This is a genomic window from Micromonospora sp. NPDC023644 (assembly GCF_040640115.1).
In the GTDB taxonomy this organism is placed as follows: domain Bacteria; phylum Actinomycetota; class Actinomycetes; order Mycobacteriales; family Micromonosporaceae; genus Micromonospora.
This window is the reverse complement of record NZ_JBFABA010000001.1, coordinates 40,875-62,119: the sequence shown is the minus strand read 5'-3', so window position 1 is coordinate 62,119 and position 21,245 is coordinate 40,875. Positions and strand designations below refer to the sequence as shown.

Below are 21,245 nucleotides of genomic sequence, written 5' to 3'. Positions count from 1 at the left end.
CCCGAGGGCGCGCGGAGGATCAGGCGGAGAGCTTGCGCGCCAGGTTCTCGTCGAGCGCGTTCATGAACTCGTCGGTGGTCAGCCACGGGGCGTCCCGCGAGATGAGCAGCGAGAGGTCCTTGGTCATCTGGCCGCCCTCGACGGTGTCGACGATGACCTGCTCCAGCGTGTTGGCGAACTCGGTGACCGCCGGGGTGCCGTCCAGCTTGCCCCGGTGGGCCAGGCCCCGGGTCCAGGCATAGATCGACGCGATCGGGTTGGTCGAGGTCTTCTCGCCCTTCTGCCACTGCCGGTAGTGCCGGGTGACCGTGCCGTGCGCGGCCTCGGCCTCGACGGTACGACCGTCCGGGGAGAGCAGCACCGAGGTCATCAGGCCCAGCGAGCCGAAGCCCTGCGCGACGGTGTCGGACTGCACGTCACCGTCGTAGTTCTTGCAGGCCCAGACGTAGCCGCCCTCCCACTTGAGCGCGGCGGCGACCATGTCGTCGATCAGCCGGTGCTCGTAGGTGATGCCGGCGGCGTCGAACTCGGCCTTGAACTCGTTCTCGAACACCTCGGCGAAGATGTCCTTGAACCGGCCGTCGTACGCCTTGAGGATGGTGTTCTTGGTGGACAGGTAGACCGGGTAGTTGCGGTCCAGTCCGTACCGGAACGACGCGCGGGCGAAGTCCCGGATCGACTCGTCGAAGTTGTACATGCCCATGGCGATGCCGCCGCCGGAGAAGTTGGCGACCTCCATCTCCATCGGGGCGCCGCCGTCGGCCGGGGTGTAGGTGACGGTCACCTTGCCCGGGCCGGGGACGACGAAGTCGGTGGCCTTGTACTGGTCACCGTGGGCGTGCCGGCCGATGATGATCGGCTTGGTCCAGCCGGGGACCAGCCGCGGCACGTTGGACATGATGATCGGCTCACGGAAGACGACGCCGCCGAGGATGTTGCGGATCGTGCCGTTCGGCGACCGCCACATCTTCTTCAGGCCGAACTCCTCCACCCGGGCCTCGTCCGGGGTGATGGTCGCGCACTTGACGCCGACGCCGTGCTCCTTGATGGCGTTGGCGGCATCGACGGTGACCTGGTCGTCGGTCTCGTCGCGGTGCTGGATCGACAGGTCGTAGTAGTGCAGGTCGACGTCGAGGTAGGGCAGGATCAGCTGCTCCCGGATCTGCTTCCAGATGATCCGGGTCATCTCGTCGCCGTCGAGCTCAACGACCGGGTTGTTTACCTTGATCTTCGCCATCGGCCGGCGCTCCTCTCGGGGGACACGTGCTCAAGCAGTACGAGCGTACTGGAAACTGGTCGGCAGTCCCCAGCCGGCCTCGGTCGGCCGGAACATACGGAGGTGCACGGCGCAGGGACCGCTGGAATGATCGCCGGATGCCGCTGAGCCGCAACCTCGGGTCTATCACGGTCACCGCGCTCACCGACGGCGAGGGGCCGTTCTTCCAGCCCCGTGCGGAGGCATTCCCGGACGCCACGCCGGAGCACTGGCGCGCGGCCGACCGGCGGGACCCGGGCACGGTGACCGCCGACGGACGGTGGTGGCTGCCGTTCCGCAGCTTCGCGATCCGCGCCGGCGACGGCCCGGTGACCCTGGTCGACGCGGGGATCGGCCCGGCCGGCTCCCCCGCCTCGGGCTGGGTGCCGGTGCCCGGCCGGCTGCCGGCCGAACTGGCCGCCGCCGGCATCGCGCCGGCCGACGTGCGCACGGTGGTGCTCACCCACCTGCACAGCGACCACGTCGGCTGGGCGGTCACCGGCTCGCCGGGCACGCCGTACTTCCCCAACGCCGACTACCTGCTCCAGCGGGCCGAGCTGGCCGCCGTGGGGCGCCTCAACCCGGGGCTGTCGGCCGGCCTGGTCGCGCCGTTGCGCGCCGCCGGCCAGCTCCGGGTGGTCGACGGCGCGGAGAGGCTCGATCCGACCGTACGGCTGCTGCCGACGCCGGGGCACACGCCCGGGCACCAGTCGGTGCTGCTGGAGGTCGGCGACGAGCGGCTGCTGCTCACCGGCGACCTGCTGGTGCACGCCGTGCAACTGGTCGACCCCGAGCTGGCGTACGCCCACGAGGAGGACGCCGCCGCGGCGCGCGCCTCGCGGGTGACGCTGCTGCGCGACCTGGCCGCGCGCGGCCCCGCGGTGCTCGCCACCCCGCACCTGGGCGAGGCGTTCGTGTCGCTGTAGCGGGCGGAACGACGAGGGGGCACGCCGGCGGACCGGCGTGCCCCCTCGACGGGTGGTGGCTCACATGGAGGCGACGTCGCCCTGCTTGGCGCGGACGGCCTCGGCGGCCTCCTTCAGGCTGGCCAGCTCGTCGGCGTCCAGGTCGGTCTCGACGACGCGCTTGACGCCCTCGGCGCCGATCGCGGCCTCGACACCCAGGTAGACGCCGGAGATGCCGTACTCGCCGTCGACCCAGGCGCAGACCGGCATGACCTCGCCGGAGTCCTCCGCGACGGCCTTGGCCATCCGGGCGGCGGCGGCCGACGGCGCGTAGTACGCCGAACCGGTCTTGAGCAGCGCGACCACCTCGGCGCCGCCGTTGCGGGTCTTGACGACCAGCTCCTCGATCTGCTCGGCCGGCATGGCCTCACGCAGCGGCTTGCCGTCGACGCTGCTCTGCGACGGCACCGGCACCATCGTGTCGCCGTGCGAGCCGAGGGTCAGCGTCTTGACCGACTTCACCGGTACGCCCAGCGCCTCGGCCACGAAGTTGGTGAACCGGGCGGTGTCCAGCATGCCGGCCTGGCCGAGCACCCGGTTCTTCGGGAACTGGGTGGCGAGCTGGGCCAGCGCGGTCATCTCGTCCAGCGGGTTGGACACGACGATGACGACGGCGTTCGGGGCGTACTTGGCGACGTTCTCGGAGACCTGGCGGACGATCTTGGCGTTCGTCTCCAGCAGGTCCATCCGGCTCATGCCCGGCTTGCGCGGCAGGCCGGCGGTGATCACCACGACGTCCGAGCCCTCGATCGCCTCGTAGCCCTCGCCGTTCTGGCCGGTGGTCACGCCGACCACCTTGGTCTCGAAGCCCTCGATGGCCCGCGACTGGTTGAGGTCCAGGGCGAGACCAGCGGGCTTGCCCTCCACGATGTCGGTGATCACGACGGTGTCGAAGACGTCGTACTCGGCCAGGCGCTGTGCGGTGGTGGAGCCGTAGAAGCCGGCCCCGACGACAGTGACCTTCTTACCCATGGTCGTCCCACTCCCTGCTACCAGTCGGTTTTCCGGACCGTATCAGTCATCCTGGCACCGAACAGGTCAGGGGCGGCGGCCATCGCCGGGATGGGGCGAACGTCACCGCCGTCCGGCTCCGGGCGGGGCACGGCGGGCGCTCAGTCGCGCTCGGCCCGCTCCACGACGTTGGTCAGCAGCATCGCGCGGGTCATCGGGCCGACGCCGCCCGGCATGGGCACCAGCTTGCCCGCCACCTCCGCCGCGTCACCGGCGACGTCGCCGGTGTAGCGGCCCTTGCCGTCCGGGCCGATGACCCGGGTGATGCCGACGTCGACCACCACCGCGCCCGGCGTGAGCATGTCGGCGGTGAGCAGGCCCGGCACGCCGGCGGCCACGATCACGATGTCGGCGGCCCGGGTGTGCGCGGCCAGGTCGAGGGTGCCGGTGTGGCAGAGGGTCACGGTGGCGTTCTCGCTGCGCCGGGTGAGCAGCAGGCCGAGCGGGCGGCCGACGGTGTTGCCGCGCCCCACCACGGCGACCTTGGCGCCGCGCAGCGGCACGTCGTGCCGGCGGAGCAGCTCGACGATGCCGCGCGGGGTGCAGGGCAGCGGGCCGTCGTAGCCCAGGACGAGCCGGCCGAGGTTGACCGGGTGCAGGCCGTCGGCGTCCTTGTCGGGGTCGATCAGCTCCAGCACCCGCTGGGTGTCGAGGTGGCCCGGCAGCGGCAGCTGGACGATGTAACCGTGGCACGCCGGGTCGGCGTTCAGCTCGGCGAGCACGGCGTCGACCTGCTCCTGGGTCGCGTCGGCCGGCAGCTCGCGGCGGATCGAGGCGATGCCCACCTCGGCGCAGTCGCGGTGCTTGCCGTTGACGTAGGCCTGGGAGCCGGGGTCCGCACCGACCAGGACGGTGCCGAGCCCGGGGGTGATGCCGCGTTCCGCCAGTGCCTTGACCCGTGTCCGCAGCTCGTCCTTGATCTCGGCCGCGGTCGCCTTGCCGTCCAGAAGCGTCGCCGTCACGCCCAGATCGTCTCACGGTGGACGGGCCGGTGATCCGAGGACCTGCGGCAGCCCGCCATTCGATCACGAGGGGTAACGTGCACTTAATCACTCTGAGTTACTTGTCGGCGCCCGACAGGCCTCTCGGATCCGGACTCGGGGGCGACTCCCGGGACGGCGCGACACGCGCACACCGAGACGACCCGAAGGGGCGGCGTGGTCGCGACCGACGCGCCAAGGCCGGGAGTCCACGCAGCCTGAGGGCCGATTTGCGGCTCGACGGCGATAGCAGACCGAGCCCCTGCAGGCAAGACCCCCACGGCGACTCCGTTACCGGTTCGCAACCCGCTCATTGCCGATCGCCGGCCGGCGACCTACCGTTGCCCAACGTTGCGCAGCGTAAACCCAGCGCCGGGCCTGACTGCGCAGCGTGAGGAGATGAGGAGGCTACATGCGTGTTCGTAGGCTCGCTGCCTGGACCGCCCTCCCGCTCGCGGTGACCCTGGGCCTGGTGGCCTGCGGCTCGGGCGGCGACGGTGGATCCGGCGAGAGCAACCCCGACGCGGCCGTGCGGATCGAGATCGCCGAGCCGCAGCACTTGGTGCCGACCAACACCAACGAGACGAGCGGCTCGCAGGTGCTCGCCGCCCTGTTCAGCCCGCTGGTCGACTACGACGAGGCCAACAAGCCCTACGAGGTGGCGGCCGAGTCGGTGACGTCCGAGGACAACACGACCTGGACGGTCAAGCTGAAGGACGGCTACACCTTCCACAACGGCGAGAAGGTCACCGCCGACAACTACGTCGACGCCTGGAACTACGGCGCCTACGCCCCGAACGGCCAGAACTCCAGCTACTTCTTCGAGAAGATCGCCGGCTACGAGGACGTGCAGGGCGAGACCCCGAAGGCCAAGACGCTCAGCGGGCTGAAGAAGGTCGACGACCTGACCTTCACCGTCACGCTGTCCCAGCCGTACAGCGAGTTCAAGACCATGCTCGGCTACACCGCCTTCTACCCGATGCCGAAGGCCGCGTTCTCCGCGCCCGGCGTGCTGGCCGAGGGGTACGAGCAGGCGCCGGTCGGCCAGGGCCCGTTCAAGATGAAGGGCACCTGGCAGCACGACGCCAAGGTCGAGGTCGAGAAGTACGACGCCTTCCCCGGCGAGCAGCCGAAGGTGGCCGGCGTCGAGTTCCGGATCTACCAGCAGCCGACCGCCGCGTACGCGGACGTGCTCTCGGACAACCTGGACGTCATCAAGACCGTCCCGACCGAGAACCTCTCGACGGCCGCCACCGACCTCGGTGACCGGTTCAAGCAGAGCTCCGCCTCGTCGCTCCAGGTGCTGGCCTTCCCGACGTTCCAGGAGGAGTTCAGCAACCCGGACGTGCGCAAGGCCATCTCGATGGCGATCGACCGGGACGAGATCACCAAGTCGATCTTCAAGGACTCGCAGCAGCCGGCCCGCTCGTTCGTCTCGCCGGTCGTCGCGGGCTACCGCGACAACACCATCGGCGAGGCCGGCGAGTTCGACCCGGCCAAGGCCAAGAGCCTGTACCAGGCCGCGGGCGGCCCCGCGAAGATCGAGCTGTCGTACAACGGCGACGGCGGCCACAAGGACTGGATCGACGCGACCTGCAACCAGCTCAAGACCAACCTGGGTGTGGACTGCGTGGGCACCGCCGAGCCGAAGTTCGCGGACCTGCTGACCAAGGTGAAGGCCAAGCAGCCGGTCGGCCTGTTCCGGATGGGCTGGGTCATGGACTACCCGTCCATGGAGAACTACCTGGGCCCGCTGTACAGCAGCAACGGCTCGTCGAACTACTACGGCTACAGCAACCCCGAGTTCGACAAGCTGCTCGCCGAGGGCGCCAGCGCCGCGAACGAGGACGAGGCGGTCAAGAAGTACCAGGCGGCGGAGGACCTGCTGGCGGAGGACCTGCCGGTGATCCCGCTGCGGTACGGCCAGAACAACTTCGGCCACTCGACCAAGGTCACGAACGTGGAGATGGATCTCTTCGACCGGATCGACCTGCTGAAGATCGAGGCCGTCAAGTAACACCACGGCACGACGGGTCGGGCCATCGGCGGACGGTGGCCCGACCCGCCATCCTCTTCGCCCTTTTTCAGAGAGACTGCCAAGTATGTTCCGCTTCATCCTGCGGCGTCTGCTCCAGATGGTCCTCGCGTTCTTCGGGACCACCCTGATCGTCTACGCGCTGATGTTCGCCGGCCAGGGCGACCCCATCCAGGCGCTCGCCGGCGAGCGCCCGGTCACGGCGGCCCAGCGGGCATACCTGACGGAGAAGTTCCACCTCGACCGGACCGGGGTCGGCGGCTTCTTCTACCGCTACTTCGACTACCTCAAGAACCTGCTCCAGGGTGACCTCGGGCAGTCCCTCACCGGACGCTCGATCGGCGACATCCTGGCCGCCGCCTGGCCGGTCACGGTCAAGCTGGCGCTGATCGCCATGGCGGTCACCATCCTCTTCGGCGTCACCGCGGGCGTGCTCGCCGGCATCCGGCGGGCCAGCATCTTCGACAACTCGACCCTGCTGCTGACGCTGCTGGTGCTCGGCATCCCGACGATCGTGCTCGCGCCGCTGGCGCAGTACCTCCTCGGCGTCAAGTGGCAGCTCTTCCCGGCCACCGCCGGCGCCGACCCGGACCTGTACGCGCTCCTGCTGCCGGGCATCGTGCTCGGCTCGCTCTCGCTGGCCACCGCGCTGCGGCTGACCCGGACGTCCGTGGCCGAGAACCTGCGCGCCGACTACGTCCGCACCGCCCGGTCGAAGGGACTGGTGAAGCGGCGGATCGTCAGCGTCCACGTGCTGCGCAACTCGCTCATCCCGGTGGTCACCTTCCTCGGCGTCGAGCTGGGCAACCTGATGAGCGGCGCGATCATCACCGAGGGCGTGTTCAACATCCCCGGAGTCGGCTTCAACCTCTTCCGCGGCATCCGCACCGAGGACGGCCCGCTGGTGGTGGGCATCGTCAGCGTGCTCGTCGTGGTCTACCTCGTCTCCAACCTGGTGGTGGACGTCCTGTACGCCGTACTCGACCCGAGGATCCGCTATGAGTGAGCGCAGCGAACGAATCGGAAACGCAGTGTTTCGCGGCTCGGCGCGCCCCGGAGCGCAGCGAGGGGGAGCGCCGACAGCGCGCAGCGAACGAATCGGCAACGCAGTGTTTCGCGGCTCGGCGCGCCCCGGAGCGCAGCGAGGGGGAGCGCCGACAGCGCGCAGCGAACGAATCGGCAACGCAGGTTGCTCGGTCGCTCGGGTCCGCGCCGAGCGAAGCGAGGTGCGGGCATGAGCGACTTTGAGACCGTCGCCGCGAGCGAGAACCAGGCCGCGAGGCGGGGACCGTCGGGTGAGCCGGGCGCACCGAGCCAGGTCGGCGTACCGCAGAAGCCCCGCAGCCTGGCCGGCGACGCCTGGCGCGACCTGCGCCGCAAGCCGATCTTCTGGATCAGCCTCGCCCTGGTGGTGCTGGTCGCCGCCATGGCCGCCGTCCCCGGGCTGTTCACCGCGAACGACCCGCGCGACTGCGTGCTGGCCCGCCAGCACGCCGGCCCGTCCGGCGGGGCGATCTTCGGGTACGACTTCCAGGGCTGCGACACGTACGCCCGGGCGGTCTACGGCGCCCGCGCCTCGCTGCTGGTCGGCGCGCTCTCCGCGCTGCTCACCGGCCTGATCGCGCTCGCCGTGGGGATGCTGGCCGGCTACTTCGGCCGCTGGGTCGACGCGGTGCTCTCCCGGGTGATCGACATCGTCCTCGGCATCCCGCTCCTGCTCGCCGCGATCGTGCTGCTCAAGCGGGTCAACAGCGACAGCTCGGCGGTCCGGATCGGTGCGGTCATCTTCGTGCTGGCGGTCCTCGGCTGGACCACCGCCGCCCGCGTCGTCCGTTCCTCGGTGATCACCGCCAAGGAGCAGGACTACGTCGCGGCGGCCCGGATGCTCGGCGCCGGCGACGGCCGGATCATGCTGCGGCACATCCTGCCCAACGCGCTCGCCCCGGCGATCGTGGTGCTGACCATCGCCCTCGGCTCGTTCATCGCCGCCGAGGCGACGCTGAGCTTCCTCGGCATCGGGCTCAAGGCGCCGACCATCTCCTGGGGCATCGACATCGACGCCGGCCGGGTGCACATGCGGGAGTCCGCCACCCCGCTGCTGGTCCCCTCGGTCTTCCTGGCGCTGACCGTGCTGGCGTTCATCATGCTCGGCGACGCGATCCGCGACGCCTTCGACCCGAAGCTGCGGTGACAGGTGGGAACGCGAGGAGCGGGCGCGGCGGTCCCGAGCGGAAGCAGGCTCGTGCGAGCGCGAGGAGTGGACGCGGCGGGCCCCGCGGCCCCGAACGGAAGCAGGCTCGTGCGGCCGGGCGCGGCGAGCCTTCCAGTCGAGAGCGAGAGGCAGAGACCGTGAGCCAGTCCGCCGTCCGACCCACGCCGGCCTCCCCGACGCCCGAGGGCGGACACCTGCTGGACGTACGGGACCTGCACGTCGAGTTCCGCACCGGCGAGGGCGTGGCCAAGGTGATCAACGGGGTGTCGTACCACCTGGACCCCGGCGAGACGCTCGCCGTGCTCGGCGAGTCGGGCTCCGGCAAGTCGGTCACCGCCCAGGCGATCATGGGGATCCTCGACACTCCCCCGGCTGTGATCCGCTCCGGCGAGGTCCGCTACCAGGGGCGGGACCTGCTGAAGCTGCCGGAGGAGCAGCGCCGGCAGGTGCGCGGCAAGGAGATCGCGATGATCTTCCAGGACGCCCTCTCCGCGCTGAACCCGGTCTTCCCGGTGGGCTGGCAGATCGGCGAGACGCTACGCCAGCGCGAGGGCATGTCGAAGGCGGACGCCCGTGGGCGGGTCGTCGAGCTGATGGACCTGGTGCGGATCCCCGGGGCCGCCAGCCGGCTCGGCGACTACCCGCACCAGTTCTCCGGCGGCATGCGGCAGCGCGTCATGATCGCGATGGCGCTGGCCATGAACCCGAAGGTGCTGATCGCCGACGAGCCGACCACGGCCCTGGACGTCACCGTGCAGGCCCAGATCATGGACCTGCTGGCCGACCTGCGCCGCGACCTCGACATGGCGATGATCCTGATCACGCACGACCTCGGCGTGGTCGCCGGCGTCGCGGACCGGATCGCCGTCATGTACGCCGGCCGGATCGTCGAGCACGCCGACGTCCGCTCGCTGTACCGGGCGCCGGCCCACCCGTACACCAAGGGGTTGCTGGAGTCGATCCCGCGGCTGGACGTACGGGGTCAGGAGCTCTCCACCATCAGGGGGCTGCCGCCGAACCTGATGCGGATCCCGTCCGGCTGCCCCTTCCACCCCCGGTGCCCGTACGTGCAGCAGGTCTGCGTCGACGTGGTGCCGCACGACCTGGTCCTGGGCGACGGCCGGACCAGCGCGTGCCACTTCGCCCAGGAGGTCCGTGATGACAGCGCCCGCTAGCCCCACCAAGGTGCGCGGCGAGACGATCCTCGCCGTCGACAACCTGGTCAAGCACTTTCCCATCCGCCGGGGGGTGCTGTTCGAGAAGCAGGTCGGCGCCGTCAAGGCCGTCGACGGGGTCAGCTTCGAGCTGCGCCGGGGCGAGACCCTCGGGGTGGTCGGCGAGTCCGGCTGCGGCAAGTCGACGCTGGCCCGGCTGCTCATGCGGCTGGAGACGCCGACCGCGGGCCGGGCCACCCTGGAGGGCCGGGACCTGTTCTCCGCCTCCGGCGCCGAACTGCGCCGGCTGCGGCGCAACATGCAGATGGTCATGCAGGACCCGTACACCTCGCTGAACCCGCGGATGACGGTCGGCGACATCATCGGTGAGCCGTTCGAGATCCACCCGGACGCGGCGCCGAAGGGCAGCCGGCAGGGACGGGTACGGGAGCTGCTCGACGTGGTCGGCCTGAACCCCGAGCACATCAACCGCTACCCGCACCAGTTCTCCGGCGGTCAGCGGCAGCGCATCGGCATCGCCCGCGCGCTCGCCCTACGGCCCGAGATCATCGTCTGCGACGAGCCGGTCAGCGCCCTGGACGTGTCGATCCAGGCGCAGGTGATCAACCTGCTGGAGAAGCTCCAGGACGAGCTCGGCCTCTCGTACATCTTCATCGCGCACGACCTGTCGGTGGTCCGGCACATCTCGGACCGCGTCGCGGTCATGTACCTCGGCAAGATCGTGGAGATCGGCACCGAGGACGAGATCTACGAACGGGCCACCCACCCGTACACCCAGGCGCTGCTCTCGGCCGTGCCGGTGCCGGACCCGGAGGCCCGCGACCAGCGCACGATGATCCGGCTCACCGGCGACGTGCCCAGCCCGGCCGACCCGCCGAGCGGCTGCCACTTCCGCACCCGCTGCTGGAAGGCCCAGGAGGTCTGCGCCACCCAGGAACCCCACGCGGTCCCCCGCGCGGCGGACCCGCACCCCTCGGCCTGCCACTTCGCCGAGCTCCGCCCCGCCCCCTGACCCCGCTCGTTGCTCCCCACCCCGCCCCCGCGCCCAGCGCCGCCCCGCCCAGCGCCGTCGATCATGCAGTTGTGGTGCCCCGCAAAAGGGGCGGAGCCGCACGATCCGCCCACCACAACTGCATGATCGACGCGGGCGGGGGTGGGGCGAGGGCGAGGGCGGGGTGGGTGGGTGGGTGGGGGGGTCAGTGGAAGAAGTGGCGGGTGGAGGTCAGGTACATGGTGACGCCGGCCTCCTCGGCGGCGGCGATCACTTCCTCGTCCCGGATCGAGCCGCCCGGCTGCACGATCGCGCGCACCCCGGCGTCGATGAGGATCTTCGGGCCGTCGGCGAACGGGAAGAAGGCGTCCGAGGCGCAGACCGCTCCCCGGGCCCGGTCCGCCCCGGCCCGGCTGACCGCGAGCTGCGCCGAGTCGACCCGGTTGACCTGGCCCATCCCGACGCCGACGGTCGCGCCGTCCTTGGCCAGCAGGATCGCGTTGCTCTTCACGGCGCGCACCGCCCGCCAGGCGAAGGCCAGGTCACGCAGGGTCGCCTCGTCGGCGGCCTCGCCGGTGGCCAGCCGCCAGTTGGCCGGGTCGTCGCCCTCGGCGTCGATCCGGTCGGCCATCTGCACCAGTACGCCGCCGGTGACCTGCCGCCACTCCGCCGGCAGCGGGTCGAAGGCCGGCGCGTGCAGCAGCCGGATGTTCTTCTTGCCCTGGAGGATCTCCACCGCGCCCTCGTCGAACCCGGGCGCCACCAGCACCTCGGTGAAGATCTCCGAGACCTGCCGGGCCAGCTCGACCGAGACCGGCCGGTTGACGGCGATCACCCCGCCGTACGCGGACACCGGGTCGCAGGCGTGTGCCTTGCGGTGCGCCTCGGCCACGTCGGCGCCGACCGCGATGCCGCACGGGTTGGCGTGCTTGATGATCGCCACCGCCGGCTGGTCGGCGAAGTCGTTGGCCGCCCGCCACGCGGCGTCGGCGTCGACGTAGTTGTTGTAGGACATCTCCTTGCCGTGCAGCTGCTGGGCCTGGGCGAGCCCGGCCGGGCTGGACGGGTCGACGTAGAGCGCCGCCGGCTGGTGCGGGTTCTCGCCGTAGCGCAGCACCGCCGAGCGGCGCAGCGACAGCCCGGCGAAGTCCGGCCAGCCGTCCTCCTCGGGCGCCAGCGTGGCGGCGCACCACTCGGCCACCGCCACGTCGTACTCGGCGATGACGGCGAAGGCGCGGGCCGCCAGCACCCGCCGCTGGGCCAGCGTGAAGCCGCCCTCGTCGAGCGCGGCGAGCAGCGCCGGGTACGCGGCCGGGTCGGTCACCACGGCGACCGAGGCGTGGTTCTTGGCGGCCGCCCGGACCATGGCCGGACCACCGATGTCGATCTGCTCCACGCACTCCTCGACGCCGGCGCCGGAGGCGACGGTGGCCTGGAACGGGTAGAGGTTGGACACCAGCAGGTCGATTCCCGCGATGCCGTGCTCGTCGAGCTGGGCGACGTGGGAGTCCTTGCGCAGGTCGGCGAGGAGCCCGCCGTGCACCTTCGGGTGCAGCGTCTTGACCCGCCCGTCGAGGATCTCCGGGAAGCCGGTCACCGTCTCCACCGAAGTCACCGGCACCCCCGCGCCGGCGATGGCCGAGGCCGTGCTGCCGGTCGAGACGAGCTCCACCCCGGCCGCGTGCAGCGCCCGGGCCAGCTCGACCAGGCCGGTCTTGTCGTAGACGCTGACCAGCGCCCGCCTGATCGGGCGGCGTTCGTCCTGAGTGGAACTCACGGGACCGTGACCTTCCTTCCGGTGATCGTCCAACCTTCGCGGACCAGGCGGCCCACCTGCTCGACGAGCTGGCGCCGCTCGGCTTCCTTGATGCGCTCGGTGAGCGTCTCGACGTCGTCGTCGTCGTGCACCGGCACGGCGACCTGCGCGACGATCGGGCCGGTGTCCATGCCGGCGTCGACGAAGAAGAGCGTGGCCCCGGTGACCTTCACGCCGTAGGCGAGGGCGTCGCGCGGGCCGTGGATGCCGGGGAACGCCGGCAGCAGCGTGTTGTGCGTGTTCAGGTAGCGGTCGCCGAAGGCGGCCAGGAAGTGCGGGCCGACCAGCTTGAGGAATCCGGCGGAGACGACCAGGTCGGGCCGGTGCTCGGCGACGCGGGCGGTCAACGCGGCGTCCCAGTCCTCGCGGGTGGGGTGGTCGGCGACCCGCTCGACGAAGGTCGGCACCCCGGCCGCGGCGGCCCGGTCCAGGCCCGCGATGCCGTCCCGGTCGGCCCCGACGGCCACCACCCGGGCCCCGTACGCCGGATCGGCGCCGGCGTCGAGCAGGGCCTGAAGGTTACTCCCGGAGCCGGAGACGAGGACGACGATGCGGGCGACGGACGCGGGCTCGGTCACCGGGCCACCCTATCGGGCGTGCCAGCGGGTCCATCCGCTGGGCATTGCGACATTCACCGACGACGTGAAGGGCCCAGACCAGGTACGCTGCCGGTCGCTCGGGCCCGGCGCGCGTCGGCCCGCACCCGTCAGTGATCCGACGCCCTTGGCGGGGTGTCGAGTGGAATGAGGAGTACGCCGAGATGCAGCCCGGATACCAGCCGCAGCAGCCGCAGGTCAACAACAACATGACGATGTCGATCGTCGCCATCTTCCTCTTCTGGCCGCTGGCCATCCCGGCGATCATCAACGCCTCCAAGGTGAACCCGCTGCTCCAGCAGGGTGACTACGCCGGGGCCCAGGCCGCCGCCGCCGAGTCGAAGAAGTGGTCCAAGTGGGCGCTCATCGTCGGCATCAGCTGGTACGTGATCGTGCTGGTGTGCTGCCTGCTCGGTGGGCTCGCCGGCGTGGTGGGCGGCAACACCTCCACCAGCGGCTACTGACAGATCGGACGAGGAGTCGCATGCAGCCCGGTTACCCCGGACAGGATCCGTACGGCCAGCAGCCGCACCAGGATCCGACCGCGCCGCCCCACGACCCGTACGCCCCGCCGCCTGCGGCGCCGTACGGTCAGCAGCCCACCTCCGGGCAGCCGAACGACCCGTACGCCGCACCGCAGGACCCGTACGGCCAGCAGAACCCGTACGGCCAGCAGGACCCCTACGGCCAGCCGCCGACCTCGGGCCAGCCCTACGGGCAGCCGCCCACCTCCGGCCAGCCCTACGGGCAGCCGCCCACCTCGGGTCAGCCGTACGGGCAGCCGGCCTCGGGTCAGCCGTACGGGCAGCAGCCGTACCAGGACCCGTACGGCCAGCAGGCGTACGCGCCGCCGCCCATGTACCCCAACGCGGGGTTCGCCGGGAAGGGGCCGGGGCAGCAGCAGAACACCCTCGGTCTGGTGTCCATGATCCTCGGCATCGCCTCGATCCCGCTGGTCTGCTGCTACCTCGGCATCCCGCTGGGCATCGGCGCGTTGGTGACCGGGTGGCTGGGCAAGCAGAAGGCCGCCCAGGGGCTGGCCGACAACAACGGTCAGGCCCTCGCCGGCCTGATCTGCGGCGCCATCGGCGTCGTGCTCGGCCTGCTCCAGATCATCCTGGTGGGCTTCAGCTTCACGCTGCCCAACCAGCCCTGACCGCCATGCGACAGGGGCGTCCCGGATCGTCCGGGACGCCCCTTCGGCGTCTGTAGGCCCTCAGCGAGCGAGGCGCGCGGGCTGCCGGCCTCCAGCGCTGCCGGCCCTCAGCGGGGCGGGCGGGACAGCACCCGGGTCGCGGCGGCGCCGATCAGCGCCCCGGCCGTGACGACTGCGGTCGCCACCGCCGCCACCTGCCAGGCGACGGGCCCCACCTCGGCCAGCCGACCGCCGCCGAGCGACCCGGCGGAGGCGGCCGCGGCGGCGCCCAGCAGCAGACCGGCCACCGGGCCGGCGAGCGCCGCCGGCCCGAGCAGCGGCCCCCAGCGCAGCGGCGCCCGGTCGTCGGCGGCGATCCGGAGCAGCCGCCGGGCGAGCAGCCACCCCGCGGCCATCCCGGCGAGGACCGGCACCGCGAGCAGCCCGGCCCCGAGCCCGTCGACCGGCCCCCGCGGCAGCCCGGCCAGCAGCGGTACGGCCGGCAGCGCCCCCACGGAGACCTCGCTGGTGCGCACCGCCGTGTCGGTGCCGACGGCGAACCCGGGGCCGAGCAGGTAGCTGACCGCCCAGATGGTGGCGTTGGGCGCGTAGGCGAGGCTGACCAGCGTGATGCCGGCCTGGCCGGCGACCCCGGTGCGGTAGGCCCCGATCAGGTCGGCCGCGTCCCCGCCCCCGGTGGCCACGGCGAGCCCCGCCGCGCCGGCCCCCGCGCCGAAGAGGAGCAGCCCGGCGACCAGCCCGGTGCGGATGCCGTCGCGCAGCGGCTCCGGGGAGCGCGCGGCGAGCAGGCCGGCCACGTGCGTGGTCCGCACCGAGCCGACCAGGGCCCCGAGCGTGCCGAGCACCACGAGGGTCAGCCCGGCGCGCACCGGTGACACGCCGACCAGGACCGCGCCGAGCACCCCGAGCAGCGCGTACGCGACGCCGACCGCACCGGCGGCGAGGAGCGCCTGCCGGGGCGACCGCCCGCCCCGCGCGCCGATGGCCCGGCTGGCGTGCACCCCCGCCCGGGTCAGCCGCCAGACCACCAGCGCGGTCAGCGCCAGCGGGGCGAGCCCGAGCGGGCCGGCGGCGGTGTCCAGCGGCGCGCCGTGCCCGAGCAGCCAGCCGGCCAGCCCGGCGCGGAGCGCACCCGGCACGGAGGCGGCACCCTCGCTGAGCTGGAACAACCAGAGCACGACCACGACCGGCAGCCACGAGGTGAGCGCCGCCCACCCGGCGGCGACCCCGGCGGCGACGGCGAGCGGGGCGCGGCTGCGGCGCGGCTCGCCGACGCGGGGCGCGGGCACCCGCCGACCCCGCCCGGCGGGCGCGGCCGGCCGGGCGCCGGGGCCGACGTCGACGCCGGGACGGCTGGGCTGATCAGGGGTGACGGAGGACATCGCGTCTACTCTGGCATGCCGGGCCGGCGGCGGCAGTCCGATACCGCCCCGTAGCGGCGACGAGTTCCGTGATCCACCATCTCCCGCCCCCGATCCGGTCTAGCCTCGGGCGCAGGGACGCGACCGAGGGTCGCGGCACCGACGTCCGGAGGAGAGCCGTGAACACTCCGTATCCGCCGCCCCCGCCAGCGCCGTCCGCGGCCGGCCGTGACCGCACGGTGCTCTGGGGCGTGCTCGGCATCGTCCTCGGCCTGCTCTGCTGCGGCATCCTGGGGATCGTCTTCGGTTACCTGTCGATCCGGGACGCCAAGCGCTTCGGCCAGTCGCCCGTGCTCGGCTACCTGGCGATCGCGTTCGGCGTGCTCAACATCATCGGCAGCGGCATCCTCTGGGCCGGCGGCAACTACCCGCTCTACAACGACTGAGGCCACCCGCGCCACGACGACGGAGGGCCGACCGCGAACGGTCGGCCCTCCGGTCGTACGTCGGTCGGGCTCAGCCCGCGGACATGATCTCCCGCATGAGCTTGGCGGTCTCGGTCGGGGTCTTGCCGACCTTGACGCCGACCGCCTCCAGCGCGCTCTTCTTGGCGTCGGCCGTGCCCGCCGAGCCGGAGATGATCGCACCGGCGTGCCCCATGGTCTTGCCGGGGGGCGCGGTGAAGCCGGCGATGTAGCCGACCACCGGCTTGGTCACGTTCGCCTTGATGAACTCGGCGGCCCGCTCCTCGGCGTCGCCACCGATCTCACCGATCATGACGATCGCGTCGGTCTCCGGGTCGGCCTCGAACGCGGCGAGCGCGTCGATGTGGGTGGTGCCGATGATCGGGTCACCGCCGATGCCGACGCAGGTCGAGAAGCCGATGTCACGCAGCTCGTACATCATCTGGTAGGTCAGCGTGCCGCTCTTGCTGACCAGGCCGATGCGGCCGGTGCCGGTGATGTCGGCCGGGATGATGCCGGCGTTGGAGGCGCCCGGCGAGGCGATGCCCGGGCAGTTCGGGCCGATGATCCGGGTCCGCTCCCCCTTGGCGACGTTGTACGCCCAGAACGCGGCGGTGTCGTGCACCGGCACGCCCTCGGTGATCACCACGGCCAGGTCGATCCCGGCGTCGATCGCCTCGACGACCGCGCCCTTGGTGAACTGCGGCGGCACGAAGATCACGGTCACGTCCGCACCGGTCTGCGCCATCGCGTCCGCGACGCTGGCGAAGACCGGCAGCTCGGTGCCGTCGAAGTCGACCGTCTGGCCCGCCTTACGCGGGTTGACGCCACCGACGACGTTGGTGCCCGCGGCGAGCATCCGCCGGGTGTGCTTGGAACCCTCGGAACCGGTCATCCCCTGGACGATGACCTTCGAGTCCTTGGTCAGCCAGATAGCCATTGTCAGACCCCCGCAGCCGCCAGCTCGGCGGCCCGCTCGGCCGCGCCATCCATCGTGTCGACCCGCTGGACCAGCGGGTTGTTCGCGCCGTCGAGAATCGCCCGGCCGGCCTCGGCGTTGTTGCCGTCGAGGCGGACGACCAGCGGCTTGGTGACCTGCTCGCCGCGCTGCTCGAGCAGGGCCAGCGCCTGCACGATGCCGTTGGCGACCTCGTCACAGGCGGTGATGCCGCCGAAGACGTTGACGAAGACGCTCTTCACCGACGGGTCGGAGAGGACGATCTCCAGCCCGTTCGCCATCACGGCGGCGCTCGCGCCACCGCCGATGTCGAGGAAGTTGGCCGGCTTGACGCCGCCGTGCCGCTCACCGGCGTACGCGACCACGTCGAGGGTCGACATGACCAGGCCGGCGCCGTTGCCGATGATCCCGACCTCGCCGTCGAGCTTGACGTAGTTGAGGTCCTTCTCCTTGGCGGCCTGCTCCAGCGGGTCCACCGCGGCCTGGTCGACCAGCGCCTCGTGGTCCGGGTGCCGGAACGCGGCGTTCTCGTCGAGGGTGATCTTGGCGTCGAGCAGCAGCAGCTTGCCGTCGCCGGTCTTGGCCAGCGGGTTCACCTCGACCAGCGTGGCGTCCTCCGCGACGAATGCCTTCCACAGCCCCACGGCGGCCTCGACGACCTGGTCGGCCACGTCGGCGGGGAAGTTGGCGGCGGTGACGATCTCGCGCGCCTTCGCCTCGTCGACGCCGGTGTTGGCGTCGATCGGGGCCTTGACGACCTTCTCCGGGGTCTCGGCGGCGACCTGCTCGATGTCCATGCCGCCGGCGACGCTGGCGATGCAGAGGAAGGTGCGGTTCGCCCGGTCGAGCAGGTAGGAGAAGTAGTACTCCTCGGCCACGTCCGCGGTCACCGTGATCATGACCTTGTGGACGGTGTGGCCCTTGATGTCCATGCCGAGGATGTCGGTGGCGCGGGCCACCGTCTCCTCCGCGCCCTCGGCCAGCTTCACGCCGCCGGCCTTGCCTCGGCCACCGACCTTCACCTGCGCCTTGACGACCACCCGACCGCCGAGGCGTTCGGCGATCGCGCGGGCCTCCTCCGGGGTCGTGGCGACGCCGCCGGCGAGCACGGGCAAGCCGTGCCGTTCGAACAGGTCCCGCCCCTGGTACTCGTACAGGTCCACGTTTGCGCGTCCCGTCCCGTCTCCGCGGCGCGCCGTCGCGCCGCCACCAGCGTTTTGGAAAACAGTTTGACGCCTGTCATCACTTGACACAGGCCATTGGGCGCAGCCTAGCGAGGTGGACACCGCCGGCAACCGAGCGGGTGCGGGTTGTGTGGTAATGCACAATCGGCGGCGTCGCGCGGCCTTTCCGCGACTTCGGCCCGATGTCAGCCGTCCGGGCGATGTTGCCGGGGGCGCGTAACCCCTCAGTGGGGGCGTCGTTGAGTCAGGTGTCGGAGCGCTGCTCGCAGCGCGGCGACGGGAGCGGCCGATGCCCTGTCGGTCGAGGGGTGGCGGCGGGGCATCGTGCATAGAGGGGCCGGACGTGTGAGGGGTGCGTCCGGCCCCTCCCCCTGCCCGGATTCGGCCACCGACCCCGATTCCGCGGCCGCGTCAGGCGACCGGCCCGGATCTGCGACCGCGGTCAGGCGACGGGCTGGGCGACGTTCTGCCGGACCCATTCGACGATCGACTGGGTGGTCGCGCCCGGCGTGAAGATCTTGGCGACGCCGATCCGCTGCAACTCCGGGATGTCGGCGTCGGGAATGATGCCGCCGCCGAACACGACGATGTCGCGGGCGTCGCGCTCACCGAGCAGCTCCACCACCCGCCGGAACAGCGTCATGTGCGCCCCCGACAGCACGGAGAGGCCGACCGCGTCGGCGTCCTCCTGGATCGCGGTCTCCACGATCTGTTCCGGGGTCTGGTGCAGGCCCGTGTAGATGACCTCCATGCCGGCGTCCCGCAGGGCACGCGCGACGACCTTTGCACCACGGTCGTGGCCGTCCAGGCCCGGCTTGGCGACGACGACCCGAACACGAGAGCTCATCAGCGCATCCCTTTCACCGGCTCCGCGGCTTCACTGAACGAACGGTAACCCGCCCGGCCCGGCCCGGGAAATCCGGGCGGCGAAGCCGGCGGGCGCGCGGCCCGGCCGGATCCCCGCCGCACCGGTACGACGGAGCCCGCCGAACCTCGGCGTCAAGCCGGACGACTCCGCCGTTCGGTCACCCTGCGCGACGAACGGGCAGTTAGGGGGGCACCGTTCGAGGGGTACGAGCCCTGACAATAATGGACGCAAAGGGACAGAACGCGGCGGCAATTCGGCGCTTCGGCTTGTAACGGGACTGGTGGTTGGCTAACGTGTCCACGGTTGTCATCAGGTCCACGGACGGGTGACGACGCGGTCAGCCGACGTTCACCCGAGCTTCACGGGCGTCGACGAAGCCGCTTCGGATCCCCGACAACGGAGGGTGTGCGTGCGCCAGCGCCTGTCGTCTGAGCCCGATCGATATCGCGGCCGCCGCCGCGTACCCACCCCCCCGCGTAGCCGCTACGCAGCCGTCGTCACCACGGCGTTCGTCGGCGCCGGCATCGTCGCGATCGGCGCGGGCGCCCTGCCCGACGCCAAGAGCGTCAGCCCGTCGGTCCTCGACGAGCTCAAGGCCGCCTCGACCATCAACCAGGACGCCGCGGCCCGCGTCGACGCCGCCGACCGCGCCAGCCGGGACAGCAACCGGGGCGGGGCGGACGAGTCCGCCGAGTCCGACGTCTGGCTGCTCCCGCTGCAGCAGGACTACGAGTTCAAATCGCCCTACGGCATGCGCTGGGGCAAGCTGCACACCGGCGTCGACCTGGTCGCCCCCGAGGGCACGCCCTACGTCGCCATCCACAGCGGCACCGTCACCAAGGCCGGCTGGTTCGGCGGCTACGGCTACACCGTGATCGTCCAGCACGCCGACGGCAGCGAGGCGATCTACGGCCACTCCTCCGCGCTGAGCGTGAAGGAGGGGCAGCAGGTGAAGACGGGCGACCAGCTCGGCCTCGTCGGCAACACCGGCCACTCCTACGGCTCCCACCTGCACCTGGAAGTGCATGTCAAGGGCGAGCCGCGCGACCCGGTGCCGTGGCTCATGGAGCGCGGAGTGGACATCAAGCTACAAGTCGAAGCGCACTACAGCGAGGTAGCCGCGCCCTGACGCTGTGCATCGCCCGTTGACCGCCCGGATCTGCCGATCCGGGCGGTTTTTCGTTCGCCGCCACCGACCAAAGTAAGCCGGCTCACATCCGCGATTGTGACCGGCACCACGGCATCGCATGATCACTTTTGCGAGCGAAAACCCCGGACGGGTTCATAACGGACGGCGATGGCCGTCCCCGCCCCGGCGCGGTTGCGTCCCAGTACCCGTCACGCGGCGTGGCGACACCAGTATTTCGAGGTCAAGTGCCCCCTCGATCAGTGAAGGTCCGCCGTGCAGGAAGACATTCGGAACGAGAACACCCCCGACGCCTCCGCCCCGCGCCGGCGGTTCGGCAGCCGCACCCGCGTGATCGTCGCCGCGGCGGCCCTGGCCGGCCTCGGCCTCGGTGGGGCGGCCTTCGCGGCCACCGGGAACGACGAACCCTCCCTCCCGGCCGCCGCCGTGGAGCCGCAGGCTCGCGCGGAGGCCGCCGACCGCGCCGACCGCTCCGCGCGTGAGACGACTGCCCCGGCCACGCCCTCGGCGAGCCCGACGCCCAGCCCGACGAAGGCCCGCCCGTCGGCGAAGCCCAGCCCGCAGGCGACCACCGCCAAGCCGAAGCCGAAGCCGAAGAAGACCAGCAAGCCGAAGCCCAGTTGGGTCATCCCGATGAAGGGCGCGGCGATCACCTCCTGCTACGGCCCGCGTTGGGGCACCCAGCACGCCGGCATCGACTTCGCGCTGCCCGCCGGCACCCCGGTCCGCGCGGCCTTCGGCGGCACCGTCACCAAGGCCGGCGACGTCGGCGACGGGTACGGCATCTCCGTCTTCGTCGACCACGGCAACGGCTACCTGACCCACTACGCCCACCTGAGCACCACCAGGGTGGGCGTGGGCGAGAAGGTCGGCGCCGGGCAGACCATCGGCCTGGAGGGGTCCACCGGCGACTCCACCGGCCCGCACCTGCACTTCGAGGTGCACCAGGGCCAGATGTGGAACCAGATCGACCCGGCGCCGTTCCTGCGCGCCCGGGGCATCGACGTGGCCTGCTGACCCGTACCACCGGAAACGGCCCGGCCCGGCGTGCTGCCGGGCCGGGCCGTACCG

At 71.7% G+C, this 21,245-nt stretch carries 20 protein-coding genes; 11 read left to right on the top strand and 9 right to left on the bottom strand.

Features of this window, described 5'->3' with window-relative positions; all coding sequences use genetic code 11:
- Positions 1-19: 19 nt before the first annotated feature.
- On the bottom strand, positions 20-1,237 hold the full coding sequence (locus tag AB0G08_RS00270; RefSeq protein ID WP_358080952.1) for an NADP-dependent isocitrate dehydrogenase: 1,218 nt from the start codon (positions 1,235-1,237) through the stop codon (positions 20-22).
- Between the two features lie 137 nt (positions 1,238-1,374).
- Here AB0G08_RS00270 and AB0G08_RS00265 point away from each other — a divergent pair, with 137 nt between their 5' ends.
- Positions 1,375-2,181, top strand: a complete 807-nt coding sequence (locus tag AB0G08_RS00265) for an MBL fold metallo-hydrolase (protein ID WP_358080949.1) — start codon at positions 1,375-1,377, stop codon at positions 2,179-2,181.
- A gap of 60 nt (positions 2,182-2,241) precedes the next feature.
- On the opposite strand, the gene AB0G08_RS00260 is transcribed toward AB0G08_RS00265, so the two are convergent.
- Positions 2,242-3,192, bottom strand: coding sequence for a malate dehydrogenase (locus AB0G08_RS00260; RefSeq protein ID WP_358080946.1), 951 nt, complete (start codon positions 3,190-3,192; stop codon positions 2,242-2,244).
- A gap of 140 nt (positions 3,193-3,332) precedes the next feature.
- Entirely contained in the window at positions 3,333-4,193 is an 861-nt protein-coding gene (locus AB0G08_RS00255; RefSeq protein WP_358080943.1) for a bifunctional methylenetetrahydrofolate dehydrogenase/methenyltetrahydrofolate cyclohydrolase, read from the bottom strand.
- 430 nt (positions 4,194-4,623) lie between these two features.
- On the opposite strand from AB0G08_RS00255, the gene AB0G08_RS00250 reads away from it, so the two are divergent.
- From AB0G08_RS00250 to AB0G08_RS00230, 5 genes are all read left to right on the top strand, one after another.
- Positions 4,624-6,228 (top strand): ABC transporter substrate-binding protein, encoded by a 1,605-nt coding sequence (locus AB0G08_RS00250; protein ID WP_358080940.1) that lies wholly within the window; start codon positions 4,624-4,626, stop codon positions 6,226-6,228.
- Positions 6,229-6,313: 85 nt separating this feature from the next.
- Positions 6,314-7,252 carry an ABC transporter permease gene (locus AB0G08_RS00245; RefSeq protein ID WP_358080938.1) on the top strand — a complete coding sequence of 313 codons (939 nt, stop codon included), beginning with the start codon at positions 6,314-6,316 and terminating at the stop codon, positions 7,250-7,252.
- A 228-nt stretch (positions 7,253-7,480) separates the two neighbouring features.
- Positions 7,481-8,437 carry an ABC transporter permease gene (locus tag AB0G08_RS00240; protein WP_358080935.1) on the top strand — a complete coding sequence of 319 codons (957 nt, stop codon included), beginning with the start codon at positions 7,481-7,483 and terminating at the stop codon, positions 8,435-8,437.
- 158 nt (positions 8,438-8,595) lie between these two features.
- Complete coding sequence (locus AB0G08_RS00235; protein ID WP_358080933.1) at positions 8,596-9,633, top strand: ABC transporter ATP-binding protein; 1,038 nt, start codon at positions 8,596-8,598, stop codon at positions 9,631-9,633.
- A complete protein-coding gene (locus AB0G08_RS00230) occupies positions 9,617-10,645 on the top strand; it encodes a dipeptide ABC transporter ATP-binding protein (RefSeq protein WP_358080930.1) in 1,029 nt (342 codons plus the stop codon). Before AB0G08_RS00235 ends, AB0G08_RS00230 begins: the two co-directional genes overlap by 17 nt.
- Positions 10,646-10,829: 184 nt before the next feature.
- Here AB0G08_RS00230 and purH read toward each other — a convergent pair whose 3' ends face one another.
- Both purH and purN read right to left on the bottom strand, forming a co-directional pair.
- Positions 10,830-12,401, bottom strand: a complete 1,572-nt coding sequence (purH, locus tag AB0G08_RS00225) for a bifunctional phosphoribosylaminoimidazolecarboxamide formyltransferase/IMP cyclohydrolase (RefSeq protein WP_358080927.1) — start codon at positions 12,399-12,401, stop codon at positions 10,830-10,832.
- Entirely contained in the window at positions 12,398-13,018 is a 621-nt protein-coding gene (purN, locus tag AB0G08_RS00220) for a phosphoribosylglycinamide formyltransferase (protein ID WP_358080925.1), read from the bottom strand. Before purN ends, purH begins: the two co-directional genes overlap by 4 nt.
- Positions 13,019-13,200: 182 nt before the next feature.
- On the opposite strand from purN, the gene AB0G08_RS00215 reads away from it, so the two are divergent.
- Positions 13,201-13,500 (top strand): CD225/dispanin family protein, encoded by a 300-nt coding sequence (locus tag AB0G08_RS00215; RefSeq protein ID WP_358080922.1) that lies wholly within the window; start codon positions 13,201-13,203, stop codon positions 13,498-13,500.
- Between the two features lie 20 nt (positions 13,501-13,520).
- Positions 13,521-14,192, top strand: a complete 672-nt coding sequence (locus AB0G08_RS00210) for a DUF4190 domain-containing protein (RefSeq protein ID WP_358080919.1) — start codon at positions 13,521-13,523, stop codon at positions 14,190-14,192.
- Positions 14,193-14,299: 107 nt separating this feature from the next.
- On the opposite strand, the gene AB0G08_RS00205 is transcribed toward AB0G08_RS00210, so the two are convergent.
- Positions 14,300-15,574, bottom strand: a complete 1,275-nt coding sequence (locus AB0G08_RS00205) for a DUF6350 family protein (RefSeq protein WP_358080916.1) — start codon at positions 15,572-15,574, stop codon at positions 14,300-14,302.
- A gap of 158 nt (positions 15,575-15,732) precedes the next feature.
- Here AB0G08_RS00205 and AB0G08_RS00200 point away from each other — a divergent pair, with 158 nt between their 5' ends.
- Positions 15,733-15,999: a DUF4190 domain-containing protein gene (locus tag AB0G08_RS00200; RefSeq protein ID WP_358080913.1), complete on the top strand. Its 267-nt coding sequence runs from the start codon at positions 15,733-15,735 to the stop codon at positions 15,997-15,999.
- Between the two features lie 70 nt (positions 16,000-16,069).
- Here the strand turns inward: AB0G08_RS00200 and sucD are convergent, their stop codons facing one another.
- The 3 genes from sucD to AB0G08_RS00185 form a co-directional block, all read right to left on the bottom strand.
- Positions 16,070-16,957 carry a succinate--CoA ligase subunit alpha gene (gene sucD / locus AB0G08_RS00195; protein WP_357876059.1) on the bottom strand — a complete coding sequence of 296 codons (888 nt, stop codon included), beginning with the start codon at positions 16,955-16,957 and terminating at the stop codon, positions 16,070-16,072.
- Positions 16,958-16,959: 2 nt separating this feature from the next.
- On the bottom strand, positions 16,960-18,138 hold the full coding sequence (sucC, locus tag AB0G08_RS00190; protein ID WP_357876061.1) for an ADP-forming succinate--CoA ligase subunit beta: 1,179 nt from the start codon (positions 18,136-18,138) through the stop codon (positions 16,960-16,962).
- 463 nt (positions 18,139-18,601) lie between these two features.
- Positions 18,602-19,006 carry a cobalamin B12-binding domain-containing protein gene (locus AB0G08_RS00185; RefSeq protein WP_101412721.1) on the bottom strand — a complete coding sequence of 135 codons (405 nt, stop codon included), beginning with the start codon at positions 19,004-19,006 and terminating at the stop codon, positions 18,602-18,604.
- Positions 19,007-19,436: 430 nt separating this feature from the next.
- Between AB0G08_RS00185 and AB0G08_RS00180 the strand changes: the two genes are divergently transcribed.
- Positions 19,437-20,156 (top strand): M23 family metallopeptidase, encoded by a 720-nt coding sequence (locus tag AB0G08_RS00180; RefSeq protein ID WP_358080910.1) that lies wholly within the window; start codon positions 19,437-19,439, stop codon positions 20,154-20,156.
- Positions 20,157-20,429: 273 nt separating this feature from the next.
- Positions 20,430-21,191 carry a M23 family metallopeptidase gene (locus AB0G08_RS00175; RefSeq protein WP_358080907.1) on the top strand — a complete coding sequence of 254 codons (762 nt, stop codon included), beginning with the start codon at positions 20,430-20,432 and terminating at the stop codon, positions 21,189-21,191.
- The last annotated feature ends 54 nt before the right edge of the window (positions 21,192-21,245 follow it).